Source organism: Neoasaia chiangmaiensis, assembly GCF_002005465.1.
GTDB lineage: Bacteria > Pseudomonadota > Alphaproteobacteria > Acetobacterales > Acetobacteraceae > Neoasaia > Neoasaia chiangmaiensis.
In genome coordinates this window covers 792588-807896 of the sequence record NZ_CP014691.1, presented here as the reverse complement: position 1 = coordinate 807896, position 15309 = coordinate 792588, and the positions used below count along the sequence as shown (strand labels likewise).

The following is a 15309-nucleotide window of genomic DNA, read 5'->3' as shown; positions in this document are numbered from 1 at the left end:
GCCATGTTGGCTTCCCGGTTCAAGGGGGAGGCGGGAAATGACGGCTGGTTTGGGGCGGGATCAAACATGATGAGCGATCTGTTCGACAGGTTGCGCCAGCCGGTCGCACTGGCCGACGGTGCCTTATTCCTGCCGGGCGCGGCATTGCCGGCGGCCGACAGGCTTTGGGCGGCCGTGCAGGATGTCATGCGATCAGCACCGCTGCGGCGCCTGAGCACGCCTGGCGGTCGTGCCTTATCCGCGGAAATGAGCAATTGCGGCATTTGGGGGTGGCATTCGGACCGCCAGGGATATCGCTACGTTTCCGCCGATCCGATGACAGGTGGTCCTTGGCCATCGATCCCGGAGGTGATGCGTGCGCTTGCCGCCGATATGGCGTGCCGAGCCGGCTATGAGAACTTCGAGCCGCAGCTTTGCCTCATCAACCGATATGTGCCGGGTGCGCGCATGGGATTGCATCAGGACCGCGACGAGCAGGCGATGGCCGCGCCGATCGTATCGGTATCCCTGGGACTGCCTGCGCGTTTTCTTTTCGGCGGCCTGACACGCGATGCGCCGAGGCAGACCGTGGTGCTGCAACATGGCGACGTGGTGGTGTGGGGCGGTCCTTCGAGGCTGGCGTTCCATGGGGTTTCGCCCATCAGGCCTGGGCACCATGCCTTGACGGGTGGCTATCGCTACAACCTGACATTTCGGCGGGTAACGTGAGCACCATATGTATTTCTCGCGGTTTGGCCTAGGCTGTCAGGGTTTTTCCCGGCATAAACATCGCCCCTCGTAGCCTTGGATTGGAAATGGTACTGATGAATCCCGATCGTGAGCCCGTATTGCAAGCCGGCTGGACGCCGACGAGCTGGCGGTCGTATCCGATCCGTCAGATGCCGCATTATCGCGATGCGGCAGCATTGAATGTCGTCGAGGAGCGTCTGCGTCAGTATCCTCCGCTTGTCTTTGCCGGAGAGTCGCGCCGCCTGAAGGCTCAATTGGCGCAGGCCGCGCGTGGTGAAGCCTTCGTGTTGCAAGGTGGTGCCTGCGCCGAAAGCTTCGATGAATTCACGGCCGATATCGTGCGCGACACCTTCCGCGTGTTGTTGCAGATGGCCGTCGTTCTGACTTTTGCCGCCAAGGTGCCAGTTATCAAGATCGGGCGCATGGCCGGGCAATATGCCAAGCCACGTTCGTCGGACACGGAAACGCAGGACGGCGTGACGTTGCCCTGCTACCGTGGCGATATCATTAACGGTGCGGCATTCACGCCGACGGCGCGCGAGCCGGATCCGGCGCGTATGGAGAGCGGATATTTCCAGTCCGCCGGTGTTATGAACCTCCTGCGGGCGTTCGCGTCGGGTGGTTATGCCAACCTGCACGAGGTGCATCGGTGGAACCTTGGTTTCGTGGAGCGTTCGCCGCTGGCGGCTCGTTACCGCGATCTGGCCCAGCGCATCGACGAGACATTGTCGTTTATGGGAGCGTGCGGTTTCGACCAGCGTGCGCCGCAGATCAATGAGACCGATTTCTATACGTCGCACGAGGCGTTGCTGCTGCCCTATGAGCAGGCGCTGACGCGCGTCGATAGCCTGAGCGGCGACTGGTACGATTGCTCGGCGCATTTCGTCTGGATCGGCGACCGCACCCGCCAGCCGGACGGGGCGCATGTCGAATTTCTGCGCGGCGTGCGCAATCCGATCGGCATCAAGGTCGGGCCGACGACGACCATCGGCGATCTGGAGAAGCTGCTCGAAATCCTCAATCCGCATGACGAACCGGGGCGCATCACGCTGATCTCACGCATGGGTGCCGGCAAGGTTCGCGATCATCTGCCGCCACTCCTGGACGCCGTTCGACGCACCGGGCGGACAGTGACGTGGATCTGCGATCCGATGCATGGCAACACCATGACGACCGCGGGCAAGATCAAGACACGCTCTTTTGACGCCATACTCGACGAAGTGCGTGGATTTTTCGATGTCTTTGCCCAGGCTGGCTTGCGGCCCGGTGGCATTCATATTGAGATGACGGGTCAGGACGTCACGGAATGCGTCGGGGGTGCCCAGTGCTTGACCGAGGCGGATCTGGCCGGTCGCTACGAGACGTTCTGCGATCCGCGCCTGAATGCCGAACAATCGCTCGAACTGGCGTTCCTGCTGGCGGGCGAACTGACGCGTCATTTTCGGTGATATCTGCCGATCGCTGACAACGGGATGGAACAATGCAGGATTGGGTAAGCGCCAGCGACACGATTGATCGCGCTCTGGACCGGGCTTTCAGCCCGACCCGATCGCTGGACGCTTCGGCAATTGCCGCGACGACCGATGTCTATTTCAATCGGACACAGGCGATCGTGTCGCATTTCGGCGATCAACGCGTGGAATACGCGCTATTCATTCGCCGGCCCGTGGTGGCTGCTTGCGGACTGATGATTCGCTGGTTGCGAAACGTGGCGCGTGAACGCGGAATGTCCATAGACGTGCGCCAGGTTTATCCCGAGGGGGCGTGGGTGGGGGCAGGCGAACCGTTACTTTATATCAGCGGTTCCTTCGCCGATCTGGCGCCGCTTGAGACATTGTTGCTGCAACGACTTGGACCGTGCTGTGTCGCGGCGCATCATGCCTATCAGATGGTCATGACATTGCCGAAGGTGGCTTTTCTCGCCATGGAAGCGCGACATTGCGCTGGGTTCGACATGCAGGAAATGATGGCCTTCGCGGCGGCCGTTGGGTCGGAGGCAGCAAAGAAGGAAGGCGCGCGCGGGTTCATCGGGAATGCCAACGATGCCACATCGGCTTTCTTTGGGCGGGAACGCGGTCTTGGCACGATGCCGCATGCCTTGATCGGTTATGCGGGCTCGACGCTCCGAGCAGCGGAGATGTATCGGGAGGTCTACCCGGATGATCCCCTTACGATCCTGGTCGATTATTTCGGACAGGAAATCACCGACAGTCTCGCTGTTTGCCGGCGCTTCCCCGAGTTGGCCGCGCGTGGGGACCTGAGTATTCGTCTTGATACGCATGGCGGGCGTTTTCTGGAGGGGCTCGATCCGCAAACGTCCTATGCCGTGCTGGAGCGTCACACGCCGGGGACCATCCGTCGTTATCGTTCGGACCGCGAATTGCGGGATCTGGTGGGGACGGGTGTCTCGGCAGCCGCGATCTGGCGTATGCGCGAGGCGCTGAACGACGCCGGATTCATGAACGTCAAGATCGTGGCATCTTCGGGATTCGGAATCGAGAAATGTACGGCCATGGCCGATGCGCAAGCGCCCGTCGATGTCATTGGGACGGGATCGTTCATTCCAAGCCGGTGGACTGAGACTTATGCCACGGCCGACATCGTTTCGTATGACGGCGTTCCGCGCGTGAAGGTCGGTCGCGAATTTCTGCTTCGATAGAGGGGCAGACTAAGGAAAAGGTGGGCAATATGGCCGAAGACAAGACGCATGATAATGGCGGTGACAACGGATGGTCCGTGCGCATCGTCGATCTTTCCGGCGCCTCCGATGATGATACCGTCGAGGTTGTGAAGGACTTTGTGGACTTGATGCACGCGAATGCCTTTGCGCGCGCGTATGTCCGAGACAGCATTGAGCGTTGCCGTCAGGGTGGTGCAACCGGGCGTGACGTATTGGAGGCGTGGTTTGCTTTCGGTGAAGACGCGGTCGTTGTCGATGCCGACGACGATGGCTGGAAATCCGCGAACGAACTGGATGACTTTGCGGCGAGTCCGGCCACGCCGATGGAACGCGACTGGCGCGCGATTGATCCCAGAAAGCTCGTGGAAGATGACGAGGAGCTTCACTGATCGTCGGTCATGTGATCGGTCATCGAACGCTCGTTAAATCGCTGGGCCTGAAAACTTTTCCTGCTGGACTTCTTAGGTCAGACCGCTCGCGTCGGTCAGCGTTTCCATCTCCTTCCGCGAGACATCGATTTTGGAAGCCGGGTAGAGCGGTTCGGGTCGACCGAGCAGGAACCCCTGCACCTGATCGCAGCAATTATCCCGCAGGAAGGAAAGCTGATCGGGCGTCTCAACGCCTTCCGCCGTCACGTCGATGTTGAGGTTATGGCCCAGCGCAATAATGGCACGCACAATGGCGCGGGCATTGTCCTGCTCCAGATCGTTCGTGAACGAGCGGTCGATCTTGATGCGGTCGACCGGGAAACGATGAAGGTAGTTCAGGCTGGAATAGCCCGTTCCAAAATCGTCCAACGCGATCTTCACGCCGATTTTGCGCAGGGCATGGATCGTTTCGCCCGCTTTCTCTGGATTCTGTATTAGCGTGGCTTCCGTGATCTCCAGTTCCAGTCGATGCGGCTCGAGGGCGTGGGCGCGCAATATCTGCGCAACGCGATCAGGTAGATCGTCGAGCCTGAATTGCATCGGAGAGATATTGACGGCCACACGCTGGGAGCGCGGCCAGGTTTCGAGCTGACGACAAGCCTCGCGTAGCACGAAGTCACCGAGCAAGAGGATTGCGTCCGTCTCTTCCGCGATGGGGATGAATTCCATCGGTGAAACCGCTCCGTATTCTGGGTGATACCAACGCAATAAAGCCTCATATCCTTCCAGCCGGCCGCTGACACAATTCAGCAGGGGCTGATAATGAAGGGTCATGTCACCGTTTTTCATGGCGGATATCATGTCGCTCTGCAGATGCATGCGGCGCTGAAGACGAAGATGCAGGACAGCGTCGAAAAGGCGATATCGGTTTCGCCCTTCGGCTTTTGCCGCGTAGAGAGCGGCATCCGCATTGCGCAGGAGCGTATCGGCATCCAGTCCGTCACGGGGATGGATGGCGCCTCCCATCGAAACATCGATGTCAATCTGGCGGCCGTCGATGACGATCGGCGGCGTCATGCTCACCTGAATGGCTTGCGCACATGCGACGATCGGGCGTTCGTCAGGGATGTTCTTGAGCAGGATGACGAATTCGTCCCCGCCGAGACGTGCGATGATATCGGTCGGTCCGACGGCCTCGGCGAGACGCTCCGCAATCTCGACAAGCAGCGCATCGCCCGCCGCATGCCCGAGCAGGTCGTTGACGGCCTTGAAGCGGTCGAGATCGAGAAACAGCAGGCCGATATGGGTGTCGGATGGCCTGGTAGCGGCAAGAGCCTCGCTCAGATGCCGGCGAAGCGAGAAGCGGTTGAGGAGACCTGTAAGAGGGTCGTGATGCGCGAAATAGCGAATGCGGGCCTCGTCGCGGCGCTGTGTGGAAAGATCACGCATGGCGATGATCTCGCTCTCTTCGCCGTCGAATGTGATGGCCCGGATGGTGACTTCCATCGGAATGGCTTCTCCGGACCGGCAGTTCGCATCGATGATGATCGCCTGGTTGGGATCATGATGCTCTCTGGTCAGTCGTGCGGCGGCCTGCGCGCCCAATGCCGAGGCAATCGGCGCGCCGATGACCGATTCAGGCGTGATGCCCAATCGTTCGCACAACGCACGATTGATTTCGCGGATGATGCCGTGGCGATGGATCAGCAAGCCTTCTTGCGTTGCATCGCTGAGCTGTCGAAGGCGCGCAATTTCCTGCAGTGTGCGCAAGGACATATGCTTGTCGAGGAGCGCAAGGGCAAAGAAGGCGACGAGGATCGCGACGCTGGGGATGCTGACGAAGAGTGCGAGAAGCACGGAGCCTGCCTCGAGTTCCGACGTGACCATTTTCGGCTTCGACGAAAATCGCAGTGCGCTCATCGCTGTGAAATGAAGGACGCAGATGGCGCAGGCAAGCCAGAAGGCGGCCTCCAGACGTCGTGGCAGTGACGGGCCGCGCATCCGCCACAAGGCAAGCATGGCAAAGAGCACGTCGGACAGGAGCGCCATGCAGATGGTCGGCTTGTCGAATGAAATGATGCCGCAGCCGCGCATCGCCACAACGCCCATGACGTGCATGGTCGCAATGGAAAGACCAAGCATGGTACCACCCGCGAGGATGCCGATGACAGCAGACCGGGCGAGATGCCATATCGTGAAGGCGATCATTGCGCCCGAACACGCGGCGAGGATCGAAAGAGCCGTCGGCACGAGGGCGTAGGAGATGGCGTAGCCCGGCATGAAAGCCAGCATGGCAACGAAATGGAGCGACCAGACGCCGAAGCCGAACAGCAGGGCACTCGCCACAAGCCATGCCAGGCGCGAACGACCGCTCGTCGCTGTTACGCGGGCGTTGAGGCTGACGGTGGTGAGGCAGGCCATGCAGCAGATCATGATGGCAAGAAGAACGAGCCGAAGATCGTGCTGATCCAGCAGGTTCCTGACGTTCTCCATATCGTGCGTTTTCCTCCGGTCTTCGGTCGATGTAGTGTGTCACCGTGTGTCTAATGCTTCGTTAATGCATGGCGATAATACTTTGGGACGATACGATGTGGTCTGGAAAGAAAGAACGTCGCGAGGCATAGAGGCGACATGAAACTGCGCTTCGCTCCCAGCCCCACGGGCTATCTGCATGTCGGCAACGCCCGTCTGGCGATTGCCAACGCTCTCTTCGCGCGCCGCCATGGTGCCGCGTTTCTCCTGCGCATCGATGACACGGATGTCGCGCGTTCCAGACCGGAATACGAAGCCGGGATCGAAGCCGATCTGCGCTGGCTCGGGCTGGGCTGGGATGAAATGGCGCATCAGTCGCAGCGTCTGGACCGGTATGCCCTGGCAATCGAGGCGCTCAAGGCATCGGGCCGCCTGTATCCATGCTTCGAGAGCGAGGCTGAACTGGCCGCGAAGCGTGAAGCGCGACTGCGCGCGCGCAAGCCGCCGATCTATGACCGCGCGATGCTGAGGATGACGCCGGAACAGCGGGCCCGGGCCGAGGCCAATGGCAAGACGCCTTACTGGCGCTTCAAACTGAGCGACGGATCCCGCAAGTGGCGCGATCTCGTCATGGGAGACTGCTCGGTCAAACTGACGGCGATTTCCGATCCCGTGCTGGTGCGGGCGGATGGTACGATCCTTTATACGCTGGCCTCCGTGGTCGACGATATCGAGCTCGACGTAACACATATCGTGCGCGGTGAAGACCATATCACGAATACGGGCGTTCAGCTCGATATCATCGAAGCGCTCGGCGCACGGCCCGGCAATTTCACGTTCGCTCACCTGCCGCTTCTGCTCGACGAAGGAGGCGGCAAGCTTTCCAAGCGCTTCGATTCACTGTCGCTGCGCGCCCTGCGGAATGATGGCGTCGAACCGGATGCCGTCGTGTCCTATCTCTCGCGTATCGGCAGCGCGGACGATCCGACACCGATGACACTGGAGGAGGCTACCGCCGGGTATGACCTCTCGCGCATGTCACGCTCGGCCGCGCGTTTCGACATGCAGCAGTTGCTCGGCCTGAACCGCCGTATGCTGCACGATCGAGCATTCGAGGACGTGCGTGACAGGTTGCCGGACGGTGCGACGGAAGCCTTCTGGAACGTCATCCGGGGCAATATCGATTTGACCGCGGAAATCGCGCATTGGTGGCAGGTTGCGGCGGGCGACATCGTGCCGCCCAATCTGCCGGATGACCGAGCGTTCCTTCGGCAGGCGCTGGATACGCTGCCGCCCGAGCCATGGGGCGCGGAAACATGGAAGCAATGGACCGGCGCGTTGCGGCAAGTCTCCGGGCGAAGCGGCAAGGGGCTTTTCCGCCCGCTGCGTCTGGCGCTGACGGGCGAGGAAGCTGGTCCGGAACTGCATGCGCTCATTCAACTGATGGGACATGCCCGCGTCGCTGGCCGCTTGACGGATGCTGCGCGAGAGTAGATCTCGCAACGGAGGGAGTGGGTTGAGCAATAAATTCAGGTCTTTCGGATCACGCAGGTTCGACCCTCATAACAATGCGAGTGCCAGAGAAAGAGCACTCGATGCGGAACGACGTTTCCGGGCGCATGTAGTTCAGGAGCGTGCGCAGAGTGATGTTCAACGTATCGGATTGAGCGACAGTCTCTGGACGGACCTCTATCATCATACCATCACGGTCTCCTGGCCGTTATTCATGGTATGGTCCGCTGCTCTCTACATTACGGTCAATGTCGTTTTCGCAGGATTATATGATCTGTGCGACGTGCATATCGCCGGCGCGCGAGCAGGGCATTTCGCGGACCTGATCTTCTTCAGCGTGCAGACATTTTCGACGGTGGGATACGGAACGATGGCGCCCGCCTCCGCTGGTGCGAACGTTCTGGCGTCGATCGAGGTGCTGGGCGGCATGATGATCAATGCGCTCACGACGGGCGCCGTGTTCGCGCGTTTCGCCCGCCCGCGTGCGCGGCTCATCTTCAGCCAGCAGGCGGTCATCAGCGCCGAGCACGGCATGCCGGCCCTGTGCGTGCGCGTGGCGAACTGCCGCCGCAGCGCAGTCCTGTCGCTGGATGTCGAACTGACCCTGTCGCGCCTCGTCATGGGTGAGAACGGCCATCCCGTACGGCGCTTCGAGTCGATGAGCCTGCTGCAGTCGCATATCCCGCTTCTGCGGTTCGCTTTCGTCCTTGCGCATGTGATCGATGAGAAAAGCCCGCTTTACGAGTTGAACCATGATGAACTCGAACGGGAGGAAGCCGAGATTTTGGTGACGGTGACCGGAACGGACGAAGCCACGGGGCAGAATGTGCTGGCCCGCGGGTCGTATCGCTTCGAACACGTTCTGAATGGTCATCGTTTCGTGGACATCATCGATGTCGATGCCAACGGTCGGTTGGCGGTGAATTACGGGCGTTTCCATGACATCGAGCAGGACCAGCTCTGGAAAACGCCCGAGGAACGCGTGGCCTAAGGTGCTTCTTGCGGTGCTCCTGCCGTGGATGGCAGGTGGTTTGTGTCGTCTGTATCGTCCTCGACGGTTTCCGACATCGCCTCGGCGGCATGTTTGAGGCGCTGGAAGCTGCGGCGACTGAACGGCAACATCGCCAGATAGATGATGCCCGCAGCGGCCAGCGCCCCCCAGGGATCCGCCACCAGAACGGCCGCATACGCGCCAGTGCTCAGCATGACCGGCAGAACGTATATCGCAGGCACCTTGAAGTTCTTGAACGACCAGACGGGTAGCGTCGAGACAAGAAGTCCGGCGGTGATGACCAGAGCAATCACCGATGTCAGAGGATGGTGGGCAAATGCCTCAAGACCGGGAAGCCCCAGTTTTCGGGCCTCAAGGCCCAGAAAGACCGGAAACAGCGCGACGCCGGCGCCGGCCGGTGCCGGGACGCCCGTGAAGAAGCTATGCGAGTATTCCGGCTTGTCCTCGTCGTCCAGGCTGGCGTTGAAACGCGCCAGACGAAGGGCCATGCACACCGTGAACATGACGCACGGCACGAACGCGTAGCGTCCCGCATGTTCCAGCGACCACAGGAACAGGAGGAATGAGGGCGCCACGCCGAAACAGACGAAATCGGAAAGGCTGTCGAATTCGGCACCGAAACGGGACGTGCCGTGCAGCAGCCGGGCGATGCGCCCGTCCAGTCCGTCGATGCAGGCAGCGATCAGTAGGGCGGCGGCGGCTTGGGAAAAATGCTGTTCCAGCGCGAAACGCATGCCGCTGAGCCCGGCGCAGAGGCCGAGCATCGTCAGAATATTCGGAATCAGCCGGTTGAAGGAAGGGCCACGCACGCGGGGGCGGCGAACGCGCCCGATCCGGCGCAATCGACGCCGGATGCGGCGTCGTTTCGGCTTCGATGGCGGAGGACCTGGGTCGGTGATCGAGGCGGACACGTCGAGAATCGCGGATTTACAGATGCGCGATGACGGTTTCGCCACCAGTCATGGTCTGGCCGACGCCAACCAGCGGCGTGACGCCGGGCGGCAGATAGACGTCGGTTCTTGAACCGAAGCGGATCAGGCCGAAGCGCTCGCCGGCCTCGACGATCGAACCTTCCTCCACATGGCACACGATGCGACGTGCTATCAGGCCGGCAATCTGGACGACGGCAACCTGTCGTCCGTCATCCAGGGTCAGGGCGACCTCATTGCGCTCATTCAGTTCGGAAGCCTTGTCGAGGCTTGCATTCACGAACTGGCCCGGATGGTAGGCGACGCGCGAAACGCGACCGGCGACCGGCATGCGGTTGATATGCACGTTCAGGACCGAGAGGAAGGTCGCAACGCGCCAGACCGGTTCCTCACCCATGCCGAGTGCTGCCGGCGGCGACACAAGTTCGACCGAGGTGACGCGACCGTCTGCCGGCGCAAGGACCAGCCCCGCCCGCGGTGGCGGAAAGCGCTTCGGGTCGCGGAAGAAATACAGGCAGAACGCGAAGCCGCCTGCACCAATGTTGCCCAGCGCGCGCGTGATGCGCCAGGGCGTCGCGCGACCGAGCAGCGCGATGCCGCCCGTCAGCGCGAGGAACGGGAAAGCGGCGCGGTTCGGCGGCGCGAGGACGGATTTGAACGACTGGATGAGGGACATGTCCGCAGTCTTACGACACCGTGCGTTCCGGTCAAGCGACCTGCACGGATACTGACATCATGCGTGTCAGGACGGGCTGGTTTCGACGATCTGGCGCGCGAGGTTGAGGGGGGCGCCTTCCGGCTGGAGCGGCAGTCCGGCATAGAGGTTTTTACGTGCCAGCACGACGTGGACACCCCCCAGGCGCCGGCTCAGCACCTGGCCGATGCGGTCGCAGAGGCGTGCGGTCTGACGCCCGAGGCAAAGGCCGCCCGGCGGGACGGTCAGGGCGGGCAGGGCTTTTTCCGTGCGAAACAGGGCGCGGTCGAGGAGGCGATCCAGTTGCCCGGCGGAGAAGGGCGTGCCATGGCCGAAAGGAGTCGAATCATCGTGTGCCCAGAGGCCCGTGCGATTGGGCGTGACAAGGATCAGCGCGCCGTCGTCGCGCAACGTCTTCCAGATACTGCGCAGGAAGGGGGCACGCCCGGCGAATTCGAGGCCATGGACAACAAGTACGACGTCGAGCGCGAGATCGTCGAAAGGAAGGTAATCCGGACCGGTTAGACAGTCATGGCGTATCCATGTCGCCGAGTCGGCGTCGCCGACGGGAGGCTGTCGTGTCAGCATCGTGTCCAGACGCGCGGTGCCGGCCCATTGGGCCTCCATGAGTTCCTGCCAGTGCGTCATCACAGGCTGCGCGTAGCCGAGGCCGAGGATGCGTCGTCCGGCGGGCGCGGGCAGGAGGGGCCTCAGTCGTTCCGCGAGCAGCATTGCTGTCAACGCGCCGCGCCGGGAGGCGTAGAAACCGGCGGCGTCGGACGAACTATTCGTGCGGAGACATCTGAACATCAGTGAACGCTAACGCGTCATGACGCTTTGAGTAAGTATCAGGGCACAAATACCTCTCGTGCTGACGTGCATGGATGGGTGGAGTGCATCATTGGAAAAGGTCGGATCATGTCGCTTCATATACAGGTTGTACCGATGTTGTCGGACAATTACGGGTGGCTCCTGCACGATATGGTGCAGAATGTTCGTGCGGTCGTCGATCCAGGCGAAGCGGCGCCGGTGGAGCGGGCTTTGGGAAATGAAAAACTCGATCTCATTCTCCTGACGCATCACCATGCGGATCACACGGGTGGTGTGGATGCGCTTCGGCATCGCTATGGTGCGCGCGTCGCGGGGTCGGCCTCCGAAAGACGGCGACTTCCGACGCTGGATATCGCACTGGCGCCGGGCGATCCGATCATGGTCGGCGCGGAACGGGGCGAGACGATTGCGACACCCGGGCATGCTGACGGACATGTGGCCTTCTATTTCCCCAGCGTTCCAGCGCTGTTCAGTGGTGATGCGCTTTTCAGCCTCGGATGTGGGCGGTTACTGGAGGGTAGCGCCGTGCAACTTTTCGAGAGCCTCCACCGGTTCGACATCCTCCCGGACGACACGTTGGTTTTTTGTGGGCATGAATACACGCAGGCAAATGCGGACTTCGCGCGACATGTCGATCCTGACAACACGGCGTTGCGGGCGCGCGCGGCAGAAGTCGCATCGCTTCGTCAGCAGGGTCTGCCGACGATACCCAGCACGTTAGGGCAGGAACGGGCGGCCAATCCCTTCCTGCGTGCACCGGATGTGGCGACGTTCGCGAAACTGCGGAAAGAAAAGGACAATTTCTGATGAGTGACATCGATCTGGCCGGCCATGACTTCGATGCCGTGATCTTCGACTGTGATGGCACGCTGGCCGACACGGCGCCTGTCCACTACCGCGCTTTCCAGACCGCTTTCGCCGCGCACGGCCTCGATATGAAGCGTGCCTGGTATGACCAACGTGTGGGATTGTCCCGCCACCTTTTGTTTGAGGCTTTCGCCCGGGAAACGGGGGCGACGTTCGATGCCAAGGCGATTTCCGCCGAAAGCGAGGAAGTTTACGCGGCGCATCTCGGCGATATCCGGCCGATCAAACCGGTTGCGGCGATCGCGCGTCGTCTCCACGGCAAGATGCCGCTGGCCGTGGCGTCTGCGGGGCAGCGTCGGATCGTGGAGGCTACGTTGCAGACGATCGGGCTGCGGGATCTGTTCCCGGTCATCGTAACGGTTGAGGATGTGGCCCATGGCAAGCCCGCGCCGGATCTATTCCTGCTTGGCGCCGAGAAACTGGGCGTGGCGCCGGAGCGCTGCCTTGTTCTCGAGGATAGCGATGAGGGGCTGGAAGCAGCGCATCGGGCCGGCGCGCAGCCGATCGACGTGCGGCCCACCCTGGGGCGGACGCAATAACTGGTTCACCACTGGCGGAAGATAACAAGTTTCAGGCCTTCCGCCGCAAGGCCCGTCACCAGAACGCCGGCGGCCCACAATCCGACGAACCATGCGATGCGTTGAACGCGTGAGTTCGTCGTGCTGGGACGTGGCGCGGGCATCAAATCGATGTCCTTAGTGATAGTGGTGTTCGGCGGTGACCGTGCCGCGGAACACGTAATAGGAGTAGGCCGTATAGGCAATGATGATGGGCAGCAGGAAGACGCTGCCGGCCAGCAGGAATGCCTGACTGCTCGGCGGTGAAGAGGCATCCCAGATCGTGATCGTCGGCGGCACGATGTATGGCCAGATATTGATTCCGAGGCCCGTGAAGCACAGGAAGAACCAGCCCAGCGTGCACAGGAAAGGCAGGAGTCTGTACCGGGCGTAGATGGCCCAGCCGAAGATCGCCGCAATGGCCAGAACGGCGACGGGAACCGGTAGGACGAGCACGATCTGCGGCCATGCCGTCCAATGGTTCATGTATGTGACGTGCAGGTATGGCGTCCAGAGTGACGCCAGGCCGATCAGAGCGAACATGGCAACGGCCAGAACGCTCGCCAGCTTCCGCATCGTGGTCTGGAGATCGGTTTCCGTACGCCATACGAGCCATGTTGCGCCGAGCAGCGTGTAACCGACGGCCACGGCAAAGCCGCAGAACAAGGGGAACGGCGCCAGCCAGTCCCAGGGGCTGCCGACGAACGTGTTGTGCTCGACCTTGATGCCCTGGATCAGGGTTCCGAGAATGGCGCCCTGCGAGACCGCAGCCACCAGCGAGCCGAGGCAGAAGGCCCAGTCCCAGAAGAATTTGGAGTGTTTGCTGATCATCCGCGAGCGGAATTCGAAGGCCACGCCACGCAGGATCAACGACAGGAGCATGAACAGGACCGGCAGATACAATGCCGGCAGGATCGTACCGTAGGCGACAGGGAAAACGCCGTACAGCGCCGCGCCGCCATAGATCATCCATGTCTCGTTACCGTCCCAGACGGGCGCCACGGTGTTCACCATCGTGTTGCGATGGGTCTCGTCCGTTTCACCGAGGAACAGGATACCGATGCCCAGATCGAAACCGTCCAGCACCACGTAGATAAAGATCGCCGTGGCGGCGAGAACCGCCCAGACGATGGGAAGCCAATATGCGGCGTTGCTCATGATTGAATTACTCCGCCATATCGGGTTGGTGGGAAGCCTGGGTCAGGCCGGCGGCTCGGTGGGGATGATGCTCATCCGGACCACGCTGTCCTTGATGTGGTTCTTCGGCGAAACCGCGCAGCAGGATTGCGAGACCCGCCGTGAACACGATGAAATAGACAATGACGAATGCGGTCATCGACGTGGCCATGTTGGGCACCGAAATCGGCGACACGCTGTCCGCCGTCCGTAACAGACCATAGACGGTGAAGGGTTGGCGACCGACCTCCGTCGTGATCCAGCCGCACAGGAGCGCGACGAAACCTGCCGGAGTCATAATCAATGCCGCACGGTGAAGCAGTTTGTTCGTATAGAACGTGCCGCGCCAGCGCAGGAACAGGGAGAAGAAGCCGACCAACGCCATGAGCATGCCGATCGCCACCATGATGCGGAAGCTGAAGAACACGATGAACGACGGTGCGCGCTGGTCCTTCGGATAGTCCTTCAGGCCGGGCACCTTGCCATTCAGGCTATGTGTCAGGATCAGCGATCCCACCCATGGAATCCCGATCTTGTAGTGCGTGGTCTCGTTCTTCATGTCGGGGATGCCGAACAGAAGTTCCGGCGCGCGGCTTTCCGAAACCCAGTCGCCCTCCATGGCCGCGATTTTCGCAGGCTGATACTTGAGGGTGTTCAGCCCCTGTGTATCACCGGCAAGGATCTGGATCGGCGCGACGATGGCGGCCATCCACATGGCCATGGAAAACATGGTGCGAACGGCGTCCGTCGGTTGGTGGCCCTGGCGACGGGCTTTCAGCAGATGCCATGCGCCGACGCCGCCCACGACGAACGCCACGCAGAGGAATGCCGCCAGCGCCATGTGCACCAGCCGGTACGGGAAGGAAGGATTGAAGACGATCTGCCACCAGTTGTCCGGCAGGAAGCGCCCCGTTGCGGCATCGATGACGTAACCGCGCGGCGTCTGCATCCACGAATTGGACGCCAGAATCCAGCTCATGGAAATCAGCGTGCCGATGGAGACCATGCATGTCGCCGCGAAATGAAGGCCGCGCCCGACGCGATTGAGACCGAACATCATGACGCCCAGGAAACCCGCTTCGAGGAAGAAGGCCGTCATGACCTCATAAGCCAGCATCGGACCCAGGATCGGGCCGGCCTTCTGGGAGAATTGCGACCAGTTCGTGCCGAACTCATAGGACATGACAAGTCCCGATACGACGCCCATGGCGAAGACGATCGAGAATGCCCGGAGCCAGTATTTGAAAAGGTCGAGGTAGACGGCGCGACCGGTTTTCAGCCAGAGCCCTTCCAGCACGGCGAGATAGGCTGCAAGCCCGATGGAAAAGGCCGGGAAAACGATATGGAAACCGACGGTAAACGCGAACTGCATGCGCGCCAGATGAAGAGCCGTAAGGCTGTGCATTTTATTGGTCCTTATCCAGCCCGCGGTGATGAGATGCTCATGATCGCAACAGTTGTCAGGCAAATGCGGATAACATA

General features: G+C 61.2%; 14 protein-coding genes and 1 pseudogene. 8 read left to right on the top strand and 7 right to left on the bottom strand.

Annotated elements, in window-relative coordinates; genetic code table 11:
* Positions 1-66 precede the first annotated feature (66 nt).
* From alkB to A0U93_RS03835, 4 genes are all read left to right on the top strand, one after another.
* Positions 67-708 carry a DNA oxidative demethylase AlkB gene (alkB, locus tag A0U93_RS03850; protein ID WP_077806179.1) on the top strand — a complete coding sequence of 214 codons (642 nt, stop codon included), beginning with the start codon at positions 67-69 and terminating at the stop codon, positions 706-708.
* A gap of 95 nt (positions 709-803) precedes the next feature.
* Entirely contained in the window at positions 804-2177 is a 1374-nt protein-coding gene (locus A0U93_RS03845; protein ID WP_077806178.1) for a class II 3-deoxy-7-phosphoheptulonate synthase, read from the top strand.
* A gap of 32 nt (positions 2178-2209) precedes the next feature.
* The gene (locus A0U93_RS03840) at positions 2210-3388 is read left to right on the top strand and encodes a beta/alpha barrel domain-containing protein (RefSeq protein WP_077806177.1); all 1179 of its coding nucleotides are present in this window, start codon (positions 2210-2212) and stop codon (positions 3386-3388) included.
* A 29-nt stretch (positions 3389-3417) separates the two neighbouring features.
* The gene (locus tag A0U93_RS03835; RefSeq protein WP_077806176.1) at positions 3418-3798 is read left to right on the top strand and encodes a hypothetical protein; all 381 of its coding nucleotides are present in this window, start codon (positions 3418-3420) and stop codon (positions 3796-3798) included.
* A gap of 72 nt (positions 3799-3870) precedes the next feature.
* Here A0U93_RS03835 and A0U93_RS03830 read toward each other — a convergent pair whose 3' ends face one another.
* A complete protein-coding gene (locus tag A0U93_RS03830) occupies positions 3871-6270 on the bottom strand; it encodes an EAL domain-containing protein (RefSeq protein WP_077806175.1) in 2400 nt (799 codons plus the stop codon).
* Between the two features lie 138 nt (positions 6271-6408).
* On the opposite strand from A0U93_RS03830, the gene gltX reads away from it, so the two are divergent.
* Positions 6409-7743 carry a glutamate--tRNA ligase gene (gltX, locus tag A0U93_RS03825; RefSeq protein ID WP_077806174.1) on the top strand — a complete coding sequence of 445 codons (1335 nt, stop codon included), beginning with the start codon at positions 6409-6411 and terminating at the stop codon, positions 7741-7743.
* A gap of 22 nt (positions 7744-7765) precedes the next feature.
* The gene (locus A0U93_RS03820) at positions 7766-8752 is read left to right on the top strand and encodes an ion channel (protein WP_245825083.1); all 987 of its coding nucleotides are present in this window, start codon (positions 7766-7768) and stop codon (positions 8750-8752) included.
* On the opposite strand, the gene A0U93_RS03815 is transcribed toward A0U93_RS03820, so the two are convergent.
* The 3 genes and pseudogenes from A0U93_RS03815 to A0U93_RS03805 all read right to left on the bottom strand — a co-directional run bounded on the left by A0U93_RS03815 (position 8749) and on the right by A0U93_RS03805 (position 11206).
* A complete protein-coding gene (locus A0U93_RS03815; RefSeq protein ID WP_255318299.1) occupies positions 8749-9672 on the bottom strand; it encodes a CDP-alcohol phosphatidyltransferase family protein in 924 nt (307 codons plus the stop codon). The genes A0U93_RS03820 and A0U93_RS03815 overlap by 4 nt on opposite strands.
* Before the next feature lie 28 nt (positions 9673-9700).
* Positions 9701-10381, bottom strand: a pseudogene (locus A0U93_RS03810) (phosphatidylserine decarboxylase); the annotation flags it as partial.
* A 63-nt stretch (positions 10382-10444) separates the two neighbouring features.
* Positions 10445-11206, bottom strand: a complete 762-nt coding sequence (locus A0U93_RS03805) for a class I SAM-dependent methyltransferase (RefSeq protein ID WP_077806171.1) — start codon at positions 11204-11206, stop codon at positions 10445-10447.
* 108 nt (positions 11207-11314) lie between these two features.
* Between A0U93_RS03805 and gloB the strand changes: the two genes are divergently transcribed.
* Both gloB and A0U93_RS03795 read left to right on the top strand, forming a co-directional pair.
* On the top strand, positions 11315-12034 hold the full coding sequence (gloB, locus tag A0U93_RS03800) for a hydroxyacylglutathione hydrolase (RefSeq protein WP_077806170.1): 720 nt from the start codon (positions 11315-11317) through the stop codon (positions 12032-12034).
* Entirely contained in the window at positions 12034-12633 is a 600-nt protein-coding gene (locus A0U93_RS03795; RefSeq protein ID WP_077806169.1) for an HAD family hydrolase, read from the top strand. Before gloB ends, A0U93_RS03795 begins: the two co-directional genes overlap by 1 nt.
* A gap of 5 nt (positions 12634-12638) precedes the next feature.
* Here the strand turns inward: A0U93_RS03795 and A0U93_RS16115 are convergent, their stop codons facing one another.
* From A0U93_RS16115 to A0U93_RS03785, 3 genes are read right to left on the bottom strand one after another with little or no spacing between them, the layout of a single operon-like run.
* Positions 12639-12776: a DUF2474 family protein gene (locus tag A0U93_RS16115; RefSeq protein WP_147151106.1), complete on the bottom strand. Its 138-nt coding sequence runs from the start codon at positions 12774-12776 to the stop codon at positions 12639-12641.
* A gap of 13 nt (positions 12777-12789) precedes the next feature.
* Complete coding sequence (gene cydB, locus A0U93_RS03790) at positions 12790-13809, bottom strand: cytochrome d ubiquinol oxidase subunit II (RefSeq protein ID WP_077806168.1); 1020 nt, start codon at positions 13807-13809, stop codon at positions 12790-12792.
* A gap of 7 nt (positions 13810-13816) precedes the next feature.
* Entirely contained in the window at positions 13817-15232 is a 1416-nt protein-coding gene (locus A0U93_RS03785; RefSeq protein WP_077806167.1) for a cytochrome ubiquinol oxidase subunit I, read from the bottom strand.
* Between the last annotated feature and the right edge of the window lie 77 nt (positions 15233-15309).